Raw genomic sequence first — 19,234 nt, 5'->3', positions numbered from 1 at the left:
TGTGAACCGAGGTGCCGGACGGGCCGGCACGGCCGGGCCCGTCGCGCCGAACCTGTCGGTGCGAGCGCCTACACTCGAATCGCAGCGATGAGATTTCCAACCGAAGATGGGTCGAGGTGACCGAGCGTGCCCGCGCAAGATTCATTCGTGCATCTGCACAACCACACCGAGTACTCGATGCTGGACGGTGCGGCCAAGGTCGATCCGCTGTTCGCCGAGGCGAAGCGGTTGGGAATGACCGCGGTCGGCATGTCCGACCACGGCAACATGTTCGGCGCGTCCGACTTCTACAACACCGCGGTCAAGTACGACATCAAGCCCATCATCGGGATCGAGGCGTACATCGCGCCGGAATCGCGCTTCAACACCAAGCGCGTGCGCTGGGGCGATCCCTCGCAGAAGGGTGACGACGTCTCGGGTTCGGGCGCGTACACCCACATGACGATGGTGGCCGAGAACGCCACCGGCCTGCGCAACCTGTTCAAACTCAGCTCGCTCGCGTCGATCGAGGGCCAGCTCGGCAAGTGGTCGCGTATGGACGCCGAGATCATCGCCGAGCACGCCGAGGGCATCATCGCCACCACGGGCTGCCCGTCGGGCGAGGTGCAGACGCGGCTGCGGCTCGGGCACGAGCGGGAGGCCCTCGAGGCCGCCGCGAAGTGGCAGGAGATCTTCGGCAAGGAGAACTTCTACCTCGAACTGATGGACCACGGCATCGACATCGAGCGCCGCGTCCGCGAGGGCCTGCTGGAGATCGGCCGCCAGCTGGGTATCAAGCCGCTGGCCACCAACGACTGCCATTACGTCACCAAGGACAAGGCCGAATCGCACGGCGCGCTGCTGTGCATCCAGACCGGCAAGACCCTGTCCGACCCCACCCGGTTCCAGTTCGACGGCGACGGCTACTACCTCAAGTCCGCGCAGGAGATGCGAGACCTGTGGGACTCGCAGGTGCCCGGTGCCTGCGATTCCACGGTCGAGATCGGCGAGCGGGTCCAGTCCTACAAGGAGGTCTGGGAGCACAAGGACCGCATGCCGCGGTTCCCCGTGCCCGAGAACCACACCCAGGAGTCCTTCCTCGAGTCCGAGGTCATCGACGGCCTGAACCGGCGCTTCCCCGACGGCCCGCCGGCGGACTACGTCGAGCGCGCCAAGTACGAGCTCTCGGTGATCAACGAGATGGGCTTCCCCGCGTACTTCCTCGTGGTCGGCGATCTCATCGCCCACGCCCACGAGGTGGGCATCCGGGTGGGCCCGGGCCGTGGTTCGGCGGCCGGCTCCCTGGTCGCCTGGGCGCTGGGCATCACGAACATCGACCCCATCCCGCACGGCCTGCTGTTCGAGCGGTTCCTCAACCCCGAGCGCGTCTCGATGCCCGATATCGATATCGACTTCGACGATCGTCGCCGCGGCGAGATGATCACGTACGCCTCGGAGAAGTGGGGCTCGGACAAGGTGGCTCAGGTCATCACGTTCGGCACCATCAAGACGAAGGCCGCCATCAAGGACTCGGCCCGCGTCATCTACGGCCAGCCCGGCTACTCCATCGCCGACCGCATCACCAAGGCGCTGCCGCCGCCCATCATGGCCAAGGACATCTCGGTCAAGGGCATCACGGACCCGGCGCACGAGCGGTACAAGGAGGCCGTCGAGGTCCGCCAGCTCATCGAGACCGATCCCGATGTCAAGAAGATCTACGACATGGCGCTCGGGCTCGAGGGCCTGATCCGCAACGCTGGCGTCCACGCCTGCGCGGTGATCATGTCCTGTGATCCGCTCACCGATGCCATTCCGGTGTGGAAGCGCGCGCAGGACGGCGCCATCATCACCGGCTGGGACTACCCGTCGTGCGAGGCCATCGGCCTGCTGAAGATGGACTTCCTGGGCCTGCGCAACCTCACCGTGATCGGTGACGCGCTGGCGAACATCAAGCACAACCGCGGCATCGAGCTGGACATGGACCAGCTCCCGCTGGACGACGAGACCACCTACCAGCTGCTGCAGAAGGGCAACACCCTCGGCGTCTTCCAGCTGGACGGTGGCCCGATGCGAGACCTGCTGCGCCGCATGCAGCCCACAAAGTTCGAGGACATCGTGGCGGTGGGCGCCCTGTACCGCCCCGGTCCGATGGGCATGAACGCGCACAACGACTACGCGGATCGCAAGAACGGGCGGCAGCAGGTCAAGCCGATCCACCCGGAGCTCGAAGAGCCGCTCAAGGAGATCCTGGCGGACACGTTCGGTCTGATCGTGTACCAGGAGCAGATCATGCACATCGCGCAGAAGGTCGCCGGGTACAGCCTCGGCCAGGCCGACATCCTGCGCCGCGCGATGGGTAAGAAGAAGAAGGAAGTCCTCGACGAGGCCTACGGCGGTTTCCAGCAGGGCATGCTCGACAACGGTTTCTCCCAGCCCGCGGTCACCGCGCTGTGGGAGACGGTGCTCCCGTTCGCCGGCTACGCGTTCAACAAGTCGCACGCCGCCGCCTACGGCCTGGTCTCCTACTGGACCGCGTACCTCAAGGCGAACTACCCGGCCGAGTACATGGCCGCGCTGCTCACCTCCGTCGGAGACGATAAAGACAAGGCCGCCATCTACCTCGGCGACTGCCGCCGTCTCGGCATCACCGTGCTCCCGCCGGACGTCAACGAGTCCTTCCACGCCTTCACGTCGGTCGGCGAGGACATCCGGTTCGGCATGGGTTCGGTGCGCAACGTGGGCGAGGGCGTGGTCAACTCCATAGTCAACACGCGCAAGGAGAAGGGGAACTTCACCTCCTTCTCCGACTACCTCGCGAAGATCGAGGTGGCGGCCTGTTCCAAGAAGGTCACCGAATCCCTCATCAAGGCAGGCGGTTTCGATTCGCTGGACCACCCGCGCAAGGGACTGTTCCTGGTGCACAGCGACGCGATCGAGTCCGTCCTGTCCACCAAGAAGGCCGAGGCCGTGGGCCAGTTCGACCTCTTCGGTTCCATGGGCGACGAGGACGGCGGCACCGAGCCGATCGACGACGTCTTCACCATCAAGGTGCCCGAGGAGGAGTGGGACGGCAAGCACAAGCTCGCGCTCGAACGCGAGATGTTGGGCCTGTACGTCTCCGCGCATCCGCTCGACGGCGTGGAGCACGTGATCGCCGCCCAGACCGATACGCCGATCCCGGCCATCGTCGAGGGCGATGTGAAGGACGGCACCCAGGTCACCGTGGGCGGCATCCTGCAGTCGGTGAACCGGCGCGTGAACAAGAACGGTGCCCCGTTCGCCTCCGCGCAGATCGAGGACCTCTCCGGTGGTATCGAGGTCTTCTTCTTCCCGCAGGCCTACGCCGCGTACGGCGCCGAGGTGGTGGAAGACGCGGTGGTGTTGATCAAGGCGCGGGTGAACTTCCGCGACGACAAGGTGACGCTGATCGCGAACGACATCGCGCCGATCGATCTCTCGCAGATCGGTGTGGCCAAGCCCCTCTCGCTCACGATGCCCACCCGGATCTGCACGCAGGACAAGGTCTCCGCGCTCAAGCAGGTGCTGCAGCGCCACCCCGGCGTCTCGGATGTGCACGTCAAGCTGGTCAGTGGAGACAAGGCCACCACCCTGCGGCTGGACGACACGCTCCGCGTGAACCAGTCGTCATCGCTGATGGGAGACCTGAAGGCCCTGCTCGGCCCGAACTGCCTCAGCTGAGGTGGTTCGGGGGCTGACCGGACCCGAAACGACGAACGCCGCTGAGGAGCTCCTCAGCGGCGTTTCTCGTCAGTGCGGTCAGGCGCGCGCGTGCACCGCGCGGGCGGCCCACCAGACCGCCACGCCGGCGCCGGCGGCGACCAGCACCGCGGGGGCGAAGTTCGCGCCGCCGGTGGCCGCGATGAGCACCACGCCGAGTGCCAGCACGACCATCGCCACGAGCACGGCCTCGGCCTTGTAGAGGGGCCAGCGCACACCGAAGACGTCGACGGTGCGCCGGTCCGCGGGGGAGCGGCGGGCGGAAGTCGAGGATGCGGCGATCACGGTCATGATGTTGATGGTAGCCGGTGACTGAGGTTTCGGCTACCCGAACTCACGCTCGGGCGGGTCCATCTGGGAAGATGAATCCCGTGTTGCGCTGGATCACCGCAGGAGAATCGCACGGCCCCGCCCTCGTGGCCCTCGTGGAGGGCATGGTCGCGGGCGTCGAGGTCACGTCGTCGGACATCGGCGCGCAGTTGGCGCGCCGCCGTCTCGGCTACGGCCGGGGTGCGCGCATGAAGTTCGAGGCCGACAAGGTCACGATCCTCGGCGGCGTCCGTCACGGGCTCACCCTGGCGGGTCCGATCGCCATCGAGATCGGGAACACCGAGTGGCCGAAGTGGGAGCAGGTCATGTCGGCCGACCCGGTCGATCCGGCCGAGCTCGACGGTGTCGCTCGCAATGCGCCGCTGACCAGGCCACGTCCCGGGCACGCGGACTACTCGGGAATGCTCAAGTACGGCTTCGAGGACGCCCGCCCCGTGCTGGAGCGCGCGAGCGCCCGCGAGACCGCGGCGCGGGTGGCCGCGGGCACCGTGGCCCGGAACTTCCTGCGCCAGGCCCTCGGCGCCGAGGTGATCAGCCACGTCATCTCCATCGGGGCGTCCGAGCCCTACGTGGGCCCCACCCCGTCGGCCGCCGATCTGGACCGGATCGACGCCTCGCCCGTGCGGGCCTTCGACGAGGCCGCGGAGCAGTCGATGATCGCGGAGATCGAAGCCGCGAAGAAGGACGGCGACACGCTGGGCGGGGTCGTCGAGGTGGTCGTCACCGGACTGCCCGTGGGCATCGGATCCGTGACCTCAGGCGATACCCGGCTCGATGCGCGGCTCGCCGGCGCACTCATGGGTATCCAGGCGATCAAGGGCGTCGAGGTGGGCGACGGTTTCGAGACCGCCCGGCGCCGCGGTAGCGCCGCGCACGACGAGATGCTGCCCGATCGGGGCGGCGTGCTCCGCTCGACCAACCGTGCCGGCGGCATCGAGGGTGGCATGACCAACGGCGAGGAACTGCGCGTCCGCGTCGCGATGAAGCCGATCTCCACCGTTCCCCGCGCCCTGCGCACCATCGACATGCAGACCGGTGCCGAGGCCGTCGCGATCCACCAGCGCAGCGATGTCTGCGCGGTGCCGGCCGCGGGCGTCGTCGCCGAGGCGATGGTCGCCCTGGTCGTGGCCCAGGCAGCCCTGGAGAAGTTCGGCGGCGACAGCCTGGGCGAGACCCGCAGCAACATCGAGCGGTACTCCGAGCAGGTGGCGGCGCGGTTGCAGCGGGTGACGCCCGAGGCGATCTGATGGGCACCGCGCCCCAGCGAGCGCCGCAGGGGCCGGCCGCGATCCTGATCGGCCCGCCCGGGGCGGGTAAGACCACCATCGGGCGGCGCCTGGCCAAGGTGCTGCGCGTGGAGTTCCTCGACATCGACGAGGAGATCGAGCGCCGGGAGGGCCGCACGATCCCGCAGATCTTCGCGGGCGACGGAGAACCCGCCTTCCGGGCCATCGAGGAGCGCGTCGTGGCCGATGTGGTGGCCGCACACAACGGTGTGGTCTCCCTCGGCGGTGGGGCCGTGCTGGCCGAGGGCACGCGTGAGCTGCTCCGCTCCCACCAGGTGGTCTACCTCGAACTCACCGAGGAGGAGGGCATCCGGCGCACCGTCGGGACGGCCCGCCCGCTCCTCAAGGGCGACGATCCGGCCGCCGCCTACCGCGCGCTCATGGCGCGCCGCACGCCCATCTACCGCGAACTGGCCACCATCCGCGTGTCCACCGTCGGGCGCGCGCCCGGTTCGGTGGTCCGGCAGGTGCAGCGCCGCCTCAAAGACACCGCGCCCGCGCGGGTGCGCCGCAGCCCGTGGCCGCTGCTGCCCGCCGTGCTGCGCACGTCCACCAAGAATCGATCGGAGTAGCAGAAGATGTCGCAAGATTCCCCCGTCAAGGTCCGCGTGGATGCCGGTAGCCCGTACGACGTGATCATCGGCCGCGGCCTGCTGGACGAGACCGTGGCGGCCGCGGGCGAAGCCGCCAAGGCGGCGATCTTCTACCAGCCCACGCTGGCCGAGACCGCCGAGGCGCTGCGCAAGGCGCTGGCCGACAAGGGGATCGACGCGCATCGCGTGGAGATCCCGGACGCCGAGGCCGGGAAGGACCTGCAGGTCGCCGGTTTCTGTTGGGAGGTGCTGGGCCGCATCGGCCTCAGCCGCCAGGACGTGATCTACAGCCTCGGCGGCGGCGCGGCCACCGATCTCACCGGCTTCGTGGCCGCCACCTGGATGCGGGGCGTGCCCGTGGTGCACATCCCCACCACGCTGCTGGCGATGGTCGATGCGGCGGTGGGCGGCAAGACCGGCATCAACACCGATGCGGGCAAGAACCTGGTGGGCTCGTTCCACGAACCGCGCACCGTGATCGTCGATCTCGCGACGCTGGAGACTGTGCCGCGCAACGAGATCGTCGCGGGCATGGCCGAGGTCATCAAGACCGGATTCATCGCCGATCCGGTGATCCTGGACCTGATCGAGAAGGACCCGCAGGCCGCGCTCGATCCCACCGGCGAGGTGTTGCCCGAGCTGGTGCGCCGCTCCATCGAGGTCAAGGCGAAGGTGGTCTCCGCCGATCTCAAGGAGTCCTCGCTGCGCGAGATCCTCAACTACGGCCACACTCTCGGGCACGCGGTGGAGCGGCGCGAGCGGTACCGCTGGCGCCACGGCGCCGCCGTCTCCGTGGGCCTGATCTACGCGGCCGAGCTCGGCCGTCTCGCGGGCCGGCTCGACGATGCGACCGCCGACCGGCACCGGACGGTGCTCGAATCCGTGGGTCTGCCCACCGGTTACGACGCCGACGCCTTCGGTCAGCTGCTCGAGTACATGGGCAAGGACAAGAAGAGCCGCGCGGGCATGCTGCGATTCGTGGTGCTCGACGGCCTGGCCCGGCCCGGCCGGCTGGAGGCACCGGATCCGTCGCTGCTGGTGGCGGCTTATTCCGCCGTCGCCAAGGAGGACTCCGCACCCGGCGGCGCCATCCTGCTCTAGCTGCCGATCAGCGCAGGCCCAGCTGGTCCGCGGCGCGGTCGAGGGAGTACTGGAAGAGCTCGTCGGCGGGTTCGAGGGTGTTCGCGAACTGGCCGAACAGCTCGAAGCTGACGATCCCGAAGAGCTGGGTCCAGGCGAGTATCCCGAGGGCGAGCTGGGCCCGGTCGGATTCGGGGGCGACGGCCTCGGCCACATCGTCGAGCTGCGCCCGCAGTCGGGCCGGCGGCTCGGGTGCCTCGGCCGTCCCCTCCGCGGCGATCCGCGCGAGTGTGCCCGAGGTGCGCACCGCCGCGTCCACGGTGTCGCGGGGTGCCGCGTAGCCGGGCACGGGTGAGCCGAAGATCAGCGCGTACTCGTGCGGATGCTCTCGGGCCCAGTCGCGCACCGCGTGTCCGCATGCCCGCCAGCGCTCGCGTGGGCTTCCACCCCGCGAGTCCGCCTGTTGCACAGCGTCTCCGAGTGCGTTGTAGGCATCCGTGATCAGCGCGGTGAGGAGCGCGTCCCGGCTGGGGAAATACCGGTACACGGCCGAGGAGGCCAGCCCCAGATCGCGCGCGACGGCCCGCAGCGACAGCCCCGCCGCCCCCACCTCGCTCAGCTGGGTGCGGGCGCTCGCGGTGATCTCGGCGGTGAGTTCGGCGCGGGCGCGTTCGCGTGCCGTCAGGGAGGCGTTCACCTCCCCAGTATGCACTGAACCGAAACGAGAGCACTGCTCTTGACAATCGTAGAGCCTGAGCGGAGCATGGGAATGAATCGAGAGCAGTGCTCACACTTTGGAGGATTCCATGTCCGCTCAGCCCGCCACCGTCGGCCGCGTCCGCCCCGGCCGGATCGCCACCGCCTTCAACGACACCGTCGCCTGGCTCGCGCGCCGCGGGATCTCCGTCTACGGCGCCCGCGAGCTCGCCGTTCGCGGCCGGACGTCGGGGGAGTGGCGCACCGTCCCCGTCAACGTCCTGCGCGTGGACGCGGGTGAGTACCTGCTGGCCCCGCGCGGCGAGACGCAGTGGGTGAAGAACCTGCGCGTTGCCGGCACAGGGGAGCTGCGGCTCGGGAGCCGCGCGGAGGCGTTCGCCGCCACCGAGATCACCGACGAGGCGCTCGCCATCACGGTACTGCGCGCCTACCTGCGCAAGTGGGCGTGGGAGATCGGCGCGTTCTTCCCCGGGCTCTCCGCCGACAGCACCGATGCCGAGCTCACCGCGGCCACCGGGCGCTACCCGATGTTCGTGCTCTCGCGGTCGTGATCGGCGCCGGCGCAGCCTCTTTCAGCCCACCGCGCACCGCAGATGGCCGGCTCCGTCGGCCTGCTCGACGGTGAGCCGCGCCCCCACGCTGCGCGAGGTGTCGGCCATCCGCTCGGCGCGATGGGCGATTACCGCGTTCGCGACCAGTGGCCACACCTCGTGCCGGATAGCCCGACGCACCGACCGGGCGCCGTACACCGGGTCGAAGCCGTGCTGCACCAGGTGCGGCGCCACGGCGTCGTCGACCGAGAGCTCGACCCCGCGCTTGGCGGACCGGGCGGCGAACAACTCCAGCTCGTGCCGGGCGACGGTCACCGCGACGTCGTCGGTGAGCTCCTCGAACAGGGTGACCTCGTCGATCCGGTTGAGGAACTCCGGATCGAAGAACCGCGCGATCGCGCCCTCCGAGATCCGGTCCAGCCGCCCTTCCAGAAGGCCGTCGAGTCGCGCGCCCACCGGGGCCGGCGCGAGCCGGGCGATCGACCGGCCGGCCCGGTGCCACGGCCGTTCCTGCTCGATCCGCAGGTCCCGGCTGCCGAGGTTGGAGGTCATGAACACCAGGCAGTTGCGGAAGTCGTACCGCTCCTGCCCGTTCGCCAGTGTCAGCAGGCCACGGTCCAGAACGTGCAACAGCGACCGCAGCACCGTGGTGTGCGCCTTCTCCACCTCATCGAACAGCACGATGCCCGGCATCGAGACCGTGCCCTCGACGCGGGACCGATCGAAGACGCTCAGGCCCTCCTTCGATCCCGCGTAACCCGGTGGCGCGCCGGCGAACGACGCCGCGTAGTGCTCCTGCGCCATGGCTGACATGTCCACCTGGCAGAAGTCGTCGGGTCCCGTGCGCAGCGCCGACGCGAGCTGACGAACGATTTCGGTCTTGCCGGTGCCGGTCGGGCCCACGAGCAGGTGACTCGCCAGCGGGCGGGTGCGGTCGTTCAGCCCCGCTTGCACCACTGACAGGGTCCGGAAGATCGACTCGATCGCGTGATCCTGGCCGAAGATGTTGGCGCGCAACCGCGCCTCGATCCGGGCGGCGTCGATGTTGCCCACCGCGGCCTTCGCGAACTCGGCGTCGGATGGGCGGGTCTCTCCGCCCTCGGACGGGCGATCGCGTCCGTTGTTGTCACCCGGTGTGCGGCCCTCCGCCGCCATGCGGTCGGTGATGTACGGCACGCGCTCAGGCCTCGCGCGTCTGCTCGTTCGGCAGCGTTCCCACCGGGCATTCGGCGACGCCGATGGTCTCGCGCGTGAACGATTCCACCTGCTCGCGGGCGGCCTCGGCGTCGGTCACCCACAGCTTGTAGAAGTCGAACGGGCAATCGGCGACGCCCTTGTCGCCCTCACCGGCGGCGTGGATGCCGGTGTAACCGCGATGGAGCAGCTTGAACAGGTGGTTCTGTGACTGGTCGTATTTGCGCGCATCGCGGATCGTCGACACCGAGAGCTGCGCGTACTGGATGCCGTACTCCTCCTCGCCGGTCTCGCCGAGCGTGCGGCCGTCGAAGCCGATGATCGAGGAGTGGCCGAAATACGAGTACACGCCGTCGAATCCGGCCGCGTTCGCCACCGCGACGTAGCAGTTGTTCGCCCACGCCATCGCCTTGGCGATGAGTACCTGCTGGTCCTTCGCGGGGTACATGTAGCCCTGGCAGCGGACGATCAGCTCGGCCCCCTTCATCGCGCAATCGCGCCAGATCTCGGGGTAGTTGCCGTCGTCGCACACGATGAGTGAAACCTTCAGGCCCTTGGGACCGTCCACCACGTAGGTCGAGCTGCCGGGGTACCAGCCCTCGATGGGGGCCCAGGGGATGATCTTGCGGTACTTCTGCACGATCTCGCCCTGATCGTTGATCAGGATCAGGGTGTTGTACGGCGGCTTGTTCGGGTGGTCCTCGTGCTGCTCGCCCGTGATCGAGAAGACGCCCCAGGTACCGGCTTTGCGGCAGGCCTCCGAGAAGATCTGCGTCTCCTCGCCGGGAATGGCCGCGGCGGTGGCGTACATCTCGTCGGGGTCGTACATGATGCCCTGGGTCGAGTATTCCGGGAACACCACGAGATCCATGCCGGGCAGGCCTGCCTTCATGCCCACCACCATCTCGGCGATCTTGTGGCAGTTGGCGATCACTTCCTCGCGGTTGTGCAGGCGGGGCATCTTGTAGTTGACGACGGCGACGCCGACGGTATCGGGGCTGGACGAGATGTCTCCGTGACGCATGATGTGCTCCTGTGCTGGATAGTGTTGGACGGGTATACGTTTCGCAAATCACGTGGCGGGAATGGCGGGCCGCGGCGTGGGTAGCGTCGGCGAGACCCGGGCGGCGAAGGCGCTCACCGCGATCAGCGCGATCGCCGCGGCGGCGGCCCAGCCGCCCGCGGCGGCGGTGGTGGGCCAGTGGCCGCGCCAGGTGAGCAGCGCCGGAACGGTGCACGTGGGGATGGATCCGAGCAGGATGAGCCAGCCGGTGAACGGTGTCAGCGAGGTGATTCCGAGCGCGAGGATCAGGAAGAACAGGGTCCACATCACCGCCCAGGTGAACCAGATGACGGCGAACACCGGGTCGGAACCCAGCGACAGCGATCCGTAGACGAGGGCCATCCCGGCCACGAAGGCGGAGTACCAGCCGAGGCCGCGGCCGTCGTTGCCGGTGAGGTTGTTCACGCCCACGTAGAGGTAGGTGAAGCCGAAGAGGTAACTGGCGCCCGCCTGGAAGATGGTGTCCAGGGCGCCGCCCGCGGCGATGATCGCGAAGGTCGGCAGGACCACCTGCATGGTCCCGACGAACAGGTTGAAGACGCCCGCCTCGCGCGCCGAGACGGCGCCGAGGAACCACGCGCCGTTCACGAAGAGAACGGCTCCGACGAACAGGAGGCCCATGGTTGTCATCGTCGTTCCCCTTTGTTACCGATCCGGGACTATCTCTTATCGGTAGTGTTACGCGGCCAGTGCGATGCCGTACGCGGTTTCGGGGAAAAGCGTGGTGGGACGGTATTTTTCGACGTGACCGAGGTCAGTCGAGGGCGTCGACAACGGACGCCCAGGTGGCCCGACCGGTGTCGGACATGGTGAGCAGCACGCTGCGACGGTCCGTCGGCGCGGTGCGCCGGTAGGCCAGACCGCGCTCGACGAGTCGGTCCACGAGGCGGGTGGTGGACGACGGCGTGGTGCCGGTCCGAGCGGCGATCTCGCCGACGGTGGCCCCGTCGACCTCGGCCAGCAGGCGCAGGGCACGGAAGTGCTCGATCGTGAGATCGTGCTCGGCGAGCACGGGGGTCAGCGTCGACAGGATCAGATCGTCGGCCGCGGCGATCGCGGCGAGGGTCCCGCGGACCGTCGTATCGCTGTCCATGTCGTCCCCCTCCGGCTCTCTTTGCAGCTGCGCGCAGGTACTACCGTATCGCGAACATGCCGTCCCGTGGGGTCGACTCGGCGTAGTGTGCGTGCTGTCGCCGACCTCGACCAGCGTTTGGACCCTACCGCCGATGAGTGGACACAGATGAGCGAGTTCACCGTGGGGCTGCTGTACCCCCAACGGGGTTCCGCCGGCCTGTTCGGCCCGTCCTGCCTGGCCTGTTCCACGCTGGCTGCGGACGAGATCAACGACCGCGGCGGTGTCCTCGGCCGCGAACTGAAGCTCCGCCCCATCGACTCCGCAGCGGGAGTCCGGCGCGTCTCGGGCGAGGTGGACCAGTTGATCGCCACGGGGGAGATCGACGCGATCGTCGGCTGGCACACCTCCGATGTCCGACAAGCGATCTCATCGCGCCTCGATCTCCGGGTGCCGTACGTCTACACCGCCCTGTACGAAGGTGGCGAGGCCACCGACGGGGTATTCCTCACCGGCGAGACACCCGATCAGCAGATCGAGCCGGCCCTGCACTGGCTGCGCCGCGAGCGCGGCGTCACCGACTGGTACGTGATCGGCAGCGACTACCTCTGGGCCCGCAACAGCGCCCACGAATGCCTGCGGTTCGCGGCCGAGCAGCGGCTGCGCGTGCGCCGTACGCGGTTCGTCCCCGTGGGCACGGAGGACTTCGCGGACGTCATGACCGACATCGCCCGGTCCGGCGCCAATGGGGTGTTGATGCTGCTGCTGGGGCAGGACGCGGTCGCCTTCAACCGTGCCTTCGCCGAGACCGGACTGTCCGCGGTCGCGACTCGGTTCTCGCCGCTGATGGACGAGCACATGCTGATGGCCTCCGGCGCCGAGGCCACCGACGACCTGTTCGCCTCCGCAGGCTACTTCGGCTCGATGGTCACCCCCGCTTCCATGGACTTCGGAGCGCACTACTTCAGCCGATTCGGCGCCGATGCGTGCGCGCCGACGTCGATGGGGGAATCCTGCTTCGAGGGCATGATGCTGCTCGAATCGCTCCTGCGGAGCGCCGGCTCCGCCGATGTCCGCGCGGTGCTGAGCGGGGCGCCGCAGGTCCGTTACGACGGTGCCCGCGGCAACATCGCCCTCAGTAATCGGCACGCCGAACAGACCATGTACCTCGCCCGCGCCGAGGGCTGCGATTTCGACGTGATTGACCAGCTCTGATCGGCCCCGGCGCGAGGGTCCGCACCGAGCTACCGTGGACGGCGTGAGCGAAACCCGGAACTACGACCAGAACTCCGGCACCCTGCAGGTGCGCACCGGCGTCGCCGGACGATCGGCCCGGCTCGGCCACAAACTGCTACTCGAACCCGGCAGCTGGAGCGCGGTGGCGCAGGTGGACGACGGCGAGCCCACCTCGCTCACCGTCACCGTCGACGCCACCTCGCTCGATGTCACCGGCGGCGACGGCGGCCTCACCCCGCTCGCCGCACCCGAGCGCGCCGTCGCCCGGAGCAATGCGCAGAAGTCGCTCCAGACCAAGACCTACCCCACGATCGAGTTCCGGTCGACCGCCATCGACCGGACCGACGACGGATTCCACGTCGAGGGCGAGCTCACCCTCTGCGGCACCACCCGGCCGTGCCACTTCGCGCTGAACTACGACGACGGCGCGCCCGCGCCCGCGCTCACCGCCGTTGTCCCGGTCCGGCAGACCGACTTCGGCATCAAACCCTTCTCGCTGATGATGGGCACGCTGTCGGTCGCCGACGAGGTGACCGTCTTCGCGCAGGCGATCCCGTGAATCCGGGGCGCCCCGCGCTACCGTGGCGGGCATGCCCCACGCACAGCTGGACTACGCCCGCCGGCGCGACACCCTGCGCGCCCTGCTCCCGGACCACGATCCGAGCCTCGATGCGCTCCTGGTGACCAACCTCGACAACGTCCGCTACCTCTCCGGCTTCACCGGCTCCAACGCCGGGCTGCTGATCACCGCCGACCCCGCGGGCGACGCCATCGCCACCGACGGCAGGTACCTCACCCAGGTGGCAGAGCAGTCGGGCGATCTGCGCGCCGTCATCGAACGCGATGTGGCCGCGGCGCTGGTGGCCGAGGTGCCGGGCATCGTCGGCTTCGAGGCGACGGCCATGAGCTACGCCGATCACGCCCGGCTCGCGGCGCAGGGAGCGCGTCTGGCGCCCACCACCCGGCTCGTCGGGCGGCTCCGTGAGGTCAAGGACGAGGGCGAGATCGAGCTACTGCGGACGGCCTGCGCGATCAGCGACCGGGCCCTGGCCGCCCTCGTCGAGGAGGGCGCGATCCGGCCCGGGGCCACCGAATCGCAGGTGGCGCGGCGGCTGGAGAACCTGATGTACGACTTCGGCGCGGAGGCCGTCGCCTTCGAGACCATCGTGGCCGCCGGAGCGAACTCCGCGATCCCGCACCACCGGCCCACCGGCGCCGTGCTCGCCGCGGGCGATTTCGTGAAGATCGACTTCGGCGCGCGCTACGCGGGCTACCACGCCGACGAGACGCGCACCTTCGTCCTCGGCGAGCCCGCGGACTGGCAGCGCGAGATCTACGACCTGGTCCGCGCCGCCCAGGCCGCCGGACGGGAGGCCCTCGTGCCCGGCACCGACGTCCGGGAGATCGACGGTGCCGCCCGCTCCGTGATCGAGGCCGCGGGCTACGGCGAGCAGTTCCTGCACGGCCTCGGGCACGGCGTCGGCGTGGAGATCCATGAAGCGCCGACGCTGGGCAAACTGGGCAGCGGTACACTGTCCGACGGTGCTGTGGTCACCGTGGAGCCGGGTGTGTACCTCCCGGGCCGTGGTGGAGTCCGCATCGAGGACACCCTCGTGGTCCGCGGCGACGGACCGGAACTGCTGACCCGCACCACCAAAGACTTGATCGCACTCTAGGAGAATCGACACACCGTGGCATCGACTGCTGACTTCAAGAACGGACTGGTCCTCAACCAGGAGGGCCAGCTCTGGCAGATCATCGAGTTCCAGCACGTCAAGCCGGGCAAGGGCCCCGCCTTCGTGCGGACCAAGCTGAAGAACGTGGTCTCCGGCAAGACGGTCGACAAGACCTTCAACGCCGGCGTGAAGGTGGAGGTCGCCACCGTCGACCGCCGCGACTTCGACTACCTGTACCACGACGGCTCGGACTACGTCTTCATGGACGCCGAGACCTACGACCAGATCAACCTGGACGACGCCAAGGTCGGCGACGGTGCGAAGTTCCTGCTCGAGAGCATGCGCGTGCAGATCTCGATGCACGACGGTGAGGCCCTGTTCGTCGAACTGCCGCTGTCGGCCGAGTACGTGGTGCAGCACACCGATCCGGGCCTGCAGGGCGACCGCTCCACCGGCGGCACCAAGCCCGCCACCCTGGAGACCGGCGCCGAGATCAACGTCCCGCTGTTCATCAACACCGGCGACAAGCTCAAGGTCGACACCCGCGACGGCAGCTACCTGGGGCGCGTGAACTCCTAAGTGCCCGAGCAGTCTGAGAACAAGCGCCCCAAGAAGTCGGGCGCCCGGCATCGCGCCCGCAAGCGCGCCGTCGACCTGCTCTTCGAGGCCGAGGCCCGTGGCGTCACCGACGTCGACGGCCTGCTCGCGGAGCGCCGCACCCTGGCGGCCGACGACGCGTCGGTCGCGCCGGTGTCCGATTACACCGCTCAGCTGGTGACCGGTGTCGACGTCGATCGCGAGCAGCTCGATTCGGTGATCACCTCGCACCTGACCGGGTGGACGCTCACGCGCCTGCCGGCGGTGGACCGGGCGATCCTGCGGGTCGCCGTCTGGGAGCTCTTCAACGCCCCCGACGTGCCGCCCGCGGTCGTGGTCGACGAGGCCGTCGAGCTCGCCAAGGAGCTCTCGACCGACGAGTCGCCCGCGTACCTCAACGGGGTGCTGGGCAAGGTCGCGACGCTGGCTCCGCAGGTGCGCTCCGCGGCCGCGGCGCAGCCGGTCGACCGCTCCGAGTAGGCCGGGCGCGGCTCAGGTGAGCCGCGCCGCCAGGGCCCGCGCATTGCGCAGGGCCAGCGCCTGGATCACTCCGGTGGGGTGGACCCCGCTCGCGGTGGGCAGCATCGAGGCATCCGCGACGACCACATTGGGCACGTCCCACAGCTGGCCCTCCGGATTCGTGGCGCCGCGCTTGGACGACGAGGCCATCCGGAGCGTGCTCATCGCCTCGAACGAGGCCAGCGCGATCTCGCCGACGCCGTAGCCCGCCGCGTGCGACCGCCCGAGGAATCCCTCCAGCGGCTGATCGCCGGGCACGTAGTCGCCGCCCCGCTGTTGGCCGGTGAAGATCCGCCGCGCACCGGAGGCCTCGAGGATCCGCACCGCGGTGTCCAGTCCCGTGCGCAGGTGGGCCCGGTCGGCCTCGGCGAGGTCGTAGCGCACCGACGGCTCGCCCGAGGAGTCCATCATCACCTCGCCCGCCCCGCGGTCGCGGATCACCACCCGCAGCACGGACAGGTGCGGCAGCTGGCGCATCACGTTGAGATGCTCACCGGCGTTGCGCCAGGGCACGTAGCTCGATGCAACCGCCGGGGTCAGCGGCGCGGTCTCGTAGATCACCCCGAAGCCGTTGCCGTCGAGATCGGCGTGCGCGTCGCTGTACCGCGCCGAGGTGGTGCCGTACCAGGGCGCCACCACATCGCTGAACACTCCGAGCGCGGTGGCCGTCGGGTGCAGGTGCAGATGCTTGCCCACATGCTGGCCGCCGAGGCCCGAACGCGCCAGAAGAGCGGGGGATTCGAAGGCACCGGCGGCGAGCACCACGGCGCTGCACCGCACCGTCAGCCACGACCCGCCGGAGGTGCGGGCCACCACGCTGCGCGCCCGATCGCCCTGCACCTCGATGGACCGCGCCTGCGCACCGGTCACGATCCGGGCACCGCGCTTCTCCGCATCCCGCAACCAGGTGCGCCCGGCATCGTGTTTGGCGCCGATCCGGCATCCCAGGCCGCACCGGCCGCATTCGACGCCCTGATCGCAGTTGTTGTCCACGGCGCGCTGCACGGTGTGCACGGGCAACCCCAGATCGAGGCAGCCCTTCTCCAGCAGTTCGTCGCGCGGCGACGGTGCGCTCATCGAGGATGTGACGCCCACCCGCTGCCACACCGCGTCCAGCGCGGCGCCCAGGTCGGGACCGGTGTCCACACCGCGAGCCGCCCAATCGGCCAGCACCTTCTCCGAGGGCCGGTAGTAGCCGCCGTGCGAGGCGACGGTGCCGCCGCCCAGACAGTTGCCGGACAGGATGAAGGACTGCGCGTTCTCGGTCCAGAACGGGCTCGGCGCGAAGAGGTTGGACAGCCCGTCGAGGTCGCTCCCGCCCATATCGGACGGGGCCACGTACTCGCCCCGCTCCAGCACGATCACATCGAGGCCCGCCTCGGCCAGTTGGGCCGCCGCCACCGAGCCGCCGGCGCCCGATCCGATCACCACCACATCGCAGTTGGTGGTGGCGTCGATCTCGTAGCGGGTGGGGGTCAGCGGGCGCAGCGCGCGCATCGCCCGGCCGCGTGGTTTCTTGTGCGGCGTCTGCGGCGGGTAGCCGATCGCGGCCATCAGCTCCGCCCCCGGACCGTGGCCGTCGTCGGCGCCGCCCGCGGCGTAATAGGCCAGGAGCGCGATGTTGCGCAGCCGCTTGAACAGCATCCGCTTCTGTCCGAACCGCGACCGCGAGAGGTCGATCAGGATCCGCTCGCGCTCCGCGAACGGCAGGTCGGCGAACTTCTGCCCCCGCGTGCCCAGCACGGTGGCGCAGAACACCCGGTTGTCGAACAGTGACAGCGACTGCGAGAGCGACATCCCATCGCTGTCGCGCGGGCTGCGAGCGGCATAGGAAACCGCGAGGTCGTCGACGTGCAGGTCGCTCGCCGAGGGGATCGCCACACCGTCACCCGGGGCGAACGTGTCGACGATCGCCGAGAGCGTCTCGCGCTGCCTGGTGGACAGATCCATGACTCGAACGTACTGGTATGCTTCTCACTGCATCAAGGCATCCTTTAAGTCCGTCCCGTGAGGCGGAGCGAGCCGTCCCGCGAGGCGGAGAAGGAGGTCACATGGCTCGGGAACTCATGTCCGCGGCGGACGTCACCCGCACGGTGGCGCGGATCGCGCATCAGATCATCGAGAAGACCGCCCTGGACGCCGGTGGCGAAGAAGCGCCCCGCGTCGTCATCTTCGGCATTCCCACCCGCGGTGCGGTTCTCGCCGCGCGGCTGGCCGCCGATATCGAGGAGTTCTCCGGCGTGGCGGTGCCCGTCGGCCACCTCGACATCACCCTCTACCGCGACGATCTGCGGCACAAACCGCACCGTCCCCTGGAACGCACCACGGTGCCGCCGCAGGGGGTCGACGGTGCGCTCGTCATCCTCGTCGACGACGTGCTGTTCTCCGGTCGCACGGTGCGCGCCGCGCTCGACTCGCTGCGCGACCTCGGCCGCCCGGCCGCCGTGCAGCTCGCGGTGCTCGTCGACCGCGGCCACCGGCAGCTGCCGATCCGCGCCGACTACGTGGGCAAGAACATCCCCACCTCGCGGCACGAGGACGTGCAGGTGCGCCTGCAGGAGAAAGACGGTGAAGACGCCGTGGTGATCTCCGATGTGGCCGGTGACGAGGGCGCGGAGGCGGACCGGTGATCCGACACCTGCTCTCCGCCGCCGACCTGAACCGCGACGACGCCGAGGCCATCCTCGACGAGGCGGACCGGCTGCAGCAGGCGCTGCTCGGCCGCGAGGTCAAGAAGCTCCCCACGCTGCGCGGCCGCACCGTGATGACGGTCTTCTACGAGAACTCCACCCGCACGCGCGTCTCCTTCGAGGTGGCCGGGAAATGGATGAGCGCCGACGTGATCAACGTCTCCGCCTCCGGTAGCTCGGTGGCCAAGGGGGAGTCGCTGCGCGACACCGCCCTCACCCTGCACGCCGCCGGTGCCGATGCGCTCATCGTCCGGCACCCGGCCTCCGGTGCGGCGCAGCAGATCGCGGCGTGGACCAACTCGGCTGCGGCGCACGACGGCCTGCCCGGTCCGGTGGTGATCAACGCGGGCGACGGGATGCACGAGCACCCCACCCAGGCCCTGCTGGACGCACTGACCCTGCGGCAGCGCCTCGGCGGCATTGAAGGACGCCGCGTGGTGATCGTGGGCGATGTGCTGCACAGCCGGGTCGCCCGGTCGAATGCCCTGCTGCTCTCGACGCTGGGCGCCGAGGTGGTCCTGGTCGCGCCCCGCACTCTGCTGCCGGTGGGCATCGAGACCTGGCCGGTCACGGTCGGCGAGTCCCTGGAGGCCGAGCTGCCCGGCGCCGACGCGGTGATGATGCTGCGGGTGCAGGCCGAACGCATGAACGGCGGATTCTTCCCCAGCGAACGCGAGTACTCGGTGCGCTACGGGCTCAACGCCCAGCGCGCTGCCCTGCTCCCCGAGCACGCCGTGGTGCTGCATCCCGGACCGATGCTGCGCGGCATGGAGATCGGCTACTCGGTGGCCGATTCCGCCCAGGCCGCCATCCTGCAGCAGGTCAACAATGGTGTGCACGTGCGCATGGCGGTGCTGTTCCATCTGCTCGCCAAGGACGGGGGCACGGAATGATCGCCGCGTGCCACGGCGCC

General features: G+C 69.4%; 19 protein-coding genes. 12 read left to right on the top strand and 7 right to left on the bottom strand.

Translation table 11 applies throughout. The annotated features are described in order from the left end of the window. Window positions 1–126 precede the first annotated feature (126 nt). Window positions 127–3,678: a DNA polymerase III subunit alpha gene (gene dnaE, locus TTY48_RS01175; RefSeq protein ID WP_220655771.1), complete on the top strand. Its 3,552-nt coding sequence runs from the start codon at window positions 127–129 to the stop codon at window positions 3,676–3,678. Window positions 3,679–3,756: 78 nt separating this feature from the next. On the opposite strand, the gene TTY48_RS01170 is transcribed toward dnaE, so the two are convergent. Next, window positions 3,757–4,008, bottom strand: coding sequence for a hypothetical protein (locus TTY48_RS01170; protein WP_220655770.1), 252 nt, complete (start codon window positions 4,006–4,008; stop codon window positions 3,757–3,759). Between the two features lie 71 nt (window positions 4,009–4,079). On the opposite strand from TTY48_RS01170, the gene aroC reads away from it, so the two are divergent. From aroC to aroB, 3 genes are read left to right on the top strand one after another with little or no spacing between them, the layout of a single operon-like run. Beyond that, window positions 4,080–5,294 (top strand): chorismate synthase, encoded by a 1,215-nt coding sequence (aroC, locus tag TTY48_RS01165; RefSeq protein WP_220655769.1) that lies wholly within the window; start codon window positions 4,080–4,082, stop codon window positions 5,292–5,294. Then, window positions 5,294–5,905: a shikimate kinase gene (locus tag TTY48_RS01160; protein ID WP_220655768.1), complete on the top strand. Its 612-nt coding sequence runs from the start codon at window positions 5,294–5,296 to the stop codon at window positions 5,903–5,905. The genes aroC and TTY48_RS01160 overlap by 1 nt, the downstream gene beginning before the upstream one ends. Window positions 5,906–5,911: 6 nt before the next feature. Continuing rightward, a complete protein-coding gene (aroB, locus tag TTY48_RS01155) occupies window positions 5,912–7,027 on the top strand; it encodes a 3-dehydroquinate synthase (protein WP_220655767.1) in 1,116 nt (371 codons plus the stop codon). A gap of 7 nt (window positions 7,028–7,034) precedes the next feature. Here aroB and TTY48_RS01150 read toward each other — a convergent pair whose 3' ends face one another. Next, a complete protein-coding gene (locus TTY48_RS01150) occupies window positions 7,035–7,703 on the bottom strand; it encodes a TetR/AcrR family transcriptional regulator (RefSeq protein ID WP_220655766.1) in 669 nt (222 codons plus the stop codon). A gap of 109 nt (window positions 7,704–7,812) precedes the next feature. Between TTY48_RS01150 and TTY48_RS01145 the strand changes: the two genes are divergently transcribed. Then, window positions 7,813–8,274 carry a nitroreductase/quinone reductase family protein gene (locus TTY48_RS01145; RefSeq protein ID WP_220655765.1) on the top strand — a complete coding sequence of 154 codons (462 nt, stop codon included), beginning with the start codon at window positions 7,813–7,815 and terminating at the stop codon, window positions 8,272–8,274. 21 nt (window positions 8,275–8,295) lie between these two features. Here TTY48_RS01145 and TTY48_RS01140 read toward each other — a convergent pair whose 3' ends face one another. The 4 genes from TTY48_RS01140 to TTY48_RS01125 all read right to left on the bottom strand — a co-directional run bounded on the left by TTY48_RS01140 (window position 8,296) and on the right by TTY48_RS01125 (window position 11,624). Further along, window positions 8,296–9,450, bottom strand: coding sequence for an AAA family ATPase (locus TTY48_RS01140; RefSeq protein ID WP_255585451.1), 1,155 nt, complete (start codon window positions 9,448–9,450; stop codon window positions 8,296–8,298). Window positions 9,451–9,454: 4 nt separating this feature from the next. Next, entirely contained in the window at window positions 9,455–10,492 is a 1,038-nt protein-coding gene (locus tag TTY48_RS01135; protein ID WP_220655764.1) for an aliphatic amidase, read from the bottom strand. A 48-nt stretch (window positions 10,493–10,540) separates the two neighbouring features. After that, window positions 10,541–11,161: an AmiS/UreI family transporter gene (locus tag TTY48_RS01130; RefSeq protein WP_220655763.1), complete on the bottom strand. Its 621-nt coding sequence runs from the start codon at window positions 11,159–11,161 to the stop codon at window positions 10,541–10,543. Between the two features lie 124 nt (window positions 11,162–11,285). After that, on the bottom strand, window positions 11,286–11,624 hold the full coding sequence (locus tag TTY48_RS01125; protein WP_220655762.1) for a MarR family transcriptional regulator: 339 nt from the start codon (window positions 11,622–11,624) through the stop codon (window positions 11,286–11,288). A gap of 147 nt (window positions 11,625–11,771) precedes the next feature. Between TTY48_RS01125 and TTY48_RS01120 the strand changes: the two genes are divergently transcribed. Genes TTY48_RS01120 through nusB form a run of 5 tightly spaced genes read left to right on the top strand, consistent with a single transcriptional unit; the run spans window position 11,772 to window position 15,592 of the window. Next, entirely contained in the window at window positions 11,772–12,818 is a 1,047-nt protein-coding gene (locus tag TTY48_RS01120) for a substrate-binding domain-containing protein (protein ID WP_220655761.1), read from the top strand. Between the two features lie 43 nt (window positions 12,819–12,861). Then, window positions 12,862–13,398: a YceI family protein gene (locus TTY48_RS01115; protein ID WP_220655760.1), complete on the top strand. Its 537-nt coding sequence runs from the start codon at window positions 12,862–12,864 to the stop codon at window positions 13,396–13,398. A gap of 31 nt (window positions 13,399–13,429) precedes the next feature. After that, entirely contained in the window at window positions 13,430–14,515 is a 1,086-nt protein-coding gene (locus TTY48_RS01110) for a Xaa-Pro peptidase family protein (RefSeq protein ID WP_220655759.1), read from the top strand. Between the two features lie 15 nt (window positions 14,516–14,530). Next, a complete protein-coding gene (gene efp, locus TTY48_RS01105; protein WP_220655758.1) occupies window positions 14,531–15,094 on the top strand; it encodes an elongation factor P in 564 nt (187 codons plus the stop codon). Continuing rightward, window positions 15,095–15,592: a transcription antitermination factor NusB gene (gene nusB / locus TTY48_RS01100; RefSeq protein WP_220655757.1), complete on the top strand. Its 498-nt coding sequence runs from the start codon at window positions 15,095–15,097 to the stop codon at window positions 15,590–15,592. A gap of 12 nt (window positions 15,593–15,604) precedes the next feature. Here the strand turns inward: nusB and TTY48_RS01095 are convergent, their stop codons facing one another. Further along, window positions 15,605–17,581 (bottom strand): FAD-dependent oxidoreductase, encoded by a 1,977-nt coding sequence (locus TTY48_RS01095; protein ID WP_220655756.1) that lies wholly within the window; start codon window positions 17,579–17,581, stop codon window positions 15,605–15,607. 101 nt (window positions 17,582–17,682) lie between these two features. Here TTY48_RS01095 and pyrR point away from each other — a divergent pair, with 101 nt between their 5' ends. Together pyrR and TTY48_RS01085 are read left to right on the top strand one after the other, a co-directional pair. Continuing rightward, window positions 17,683–18,261 carry a bifunctional pyr operon transcriptional regulator/uracil phosphoribosyltransferase PyrR gene (gene pyrR / locus TTY48_RS01090; RefSeq protein ID WP_220655755.1) on the top strand — a complete coding sequence of 193 codons (579 nt, stop codon included), beginning with the start codon at window positions 17,683–17,685 and terminating at the stop codon, window positions 18,259–18,261. Beyond that, window positions 18,258–19,214 (top strand): aspartate carbamoyltransferase catalytic subunit, encoded by a 957-nt coding sequence (locus tag TTY48_RS01085; protein WP_220655754.1) that lies wholly within the window; start codon window positions 18,258–18,260, stop codon window positions 19,212–19,214. The genes pyrR and TTY48_RS01085 overlap by 4 nt, the downstream gene beginning before the upstream one ends. The last annotated feature ends 20 nt before the right edge of the window (window positions 19,215–19,234 follow it).

The organism is Tsukamurella sp. TY48, assembly GCF_019656655.1.
GTDB lineage: Bacteria > Actinomycetota > Actinomycetes > Mycobacteriales > Mycobacteriaceae > Tsukamurella > Tsukamurella strandjordii.
The sequence above is the reverse complement of the archived record's forward strand: the minus strand, read 5'-3'. Positions and strand labels throughout refer to the sequence as shown.

What these genes read in the sequence shown, in the direction of transcription:
- TTY48_RS01170 (WP_220655770.1), bottom strand. Translation starts at nt 4,008, where the DNA reads ATGACCGTGATCGCCGCATCCTCGACTTCCGCCCGCCGCTCCCCCGCG.
- aroC (WP_220655769.1), top strand. Translation starts at nt 4,080, where the DNA reads ATGAATCCCGTGTTGCGCTGGATCACCGCAGGAGAATCGCACGGCCCC.
- TTY48_RS01160 (WP_220655768.1), top strand. Translation starts at nt 5,294, where the DNA reads ATGGGCACCGCGCCCCAGCGAGCGCCGCAGGGGCCGGCCGCGATCCTG.
- aroB (WP_220655767.1), top strand. Translation starts at nt 5,912, where the DNA reads ATGTCGCAAGATTCCCCCGTCAAGGTCCGCGTGGATGCCGGTAGCCCG.
- TTY48_RS01145 (WP_220655765.1), top strand. Translation starts at nt 7,813, where the DNA reads ATGTCCGCTCAGCCCGCCACCGTCGGCCGCGTCCGCCCCGGCCGGATC.
- TTY48_RS01135 (WP_220655764.1), bottom strand. Translation starts at nt 10,492, where the DNA reads ATGCGTCACGGAGACATCTCGTCCAGCCCCGATACCGTCGGCGTCGCC.
- TTY48_RS01130 (WP_220655763.1), bottom strand. Translation starts at nt 11,161, where the DNA reads ATGACAACCATGGGCCTCCTGTTCGTCGGAGCCGTTCTCTTCGTGAAC.
- TTY48_RS01125 (WP_220655762.1), bottom strand. Translation starts at nt 11,624, where the DNA reads ATGGACAGCGATACGACGGTCCGCGGGACCCTCGCCGCGATCGCCGCG.
- TTY48_RS01120 (WP_220655761.1), top strand. Translation starts at nt 11,772, where the DNA reads ATGAGCGAGTTCACCGTGGGGCTGCTGTACCCCCAACGGGGTTCCGCC.
- TTY48_RS01110 (WP_220655759.1), top strand. Translation starts at nt 13,430, where the DNA reads ATGCCCCACGCACAGCTGGACTACGCCCGCCGGCGCGACACCCTGCGC.
- TTY48_RS01095 (WP_220655756.1), bottom strand. Translation starts at nt 17,581, where the DNA reads ATGGATCTGTCCACCAGGCAGCGCGAGACGCTCTCGGCGATCGTCGAC.
- pyrR (WP_220655755.1), top strand. Translation starts at nt 17,683, where the DNA reads ATGGCTCGGGAACTCATGTCCGCGGCGGACGTCACCCGCACGGTGGCG.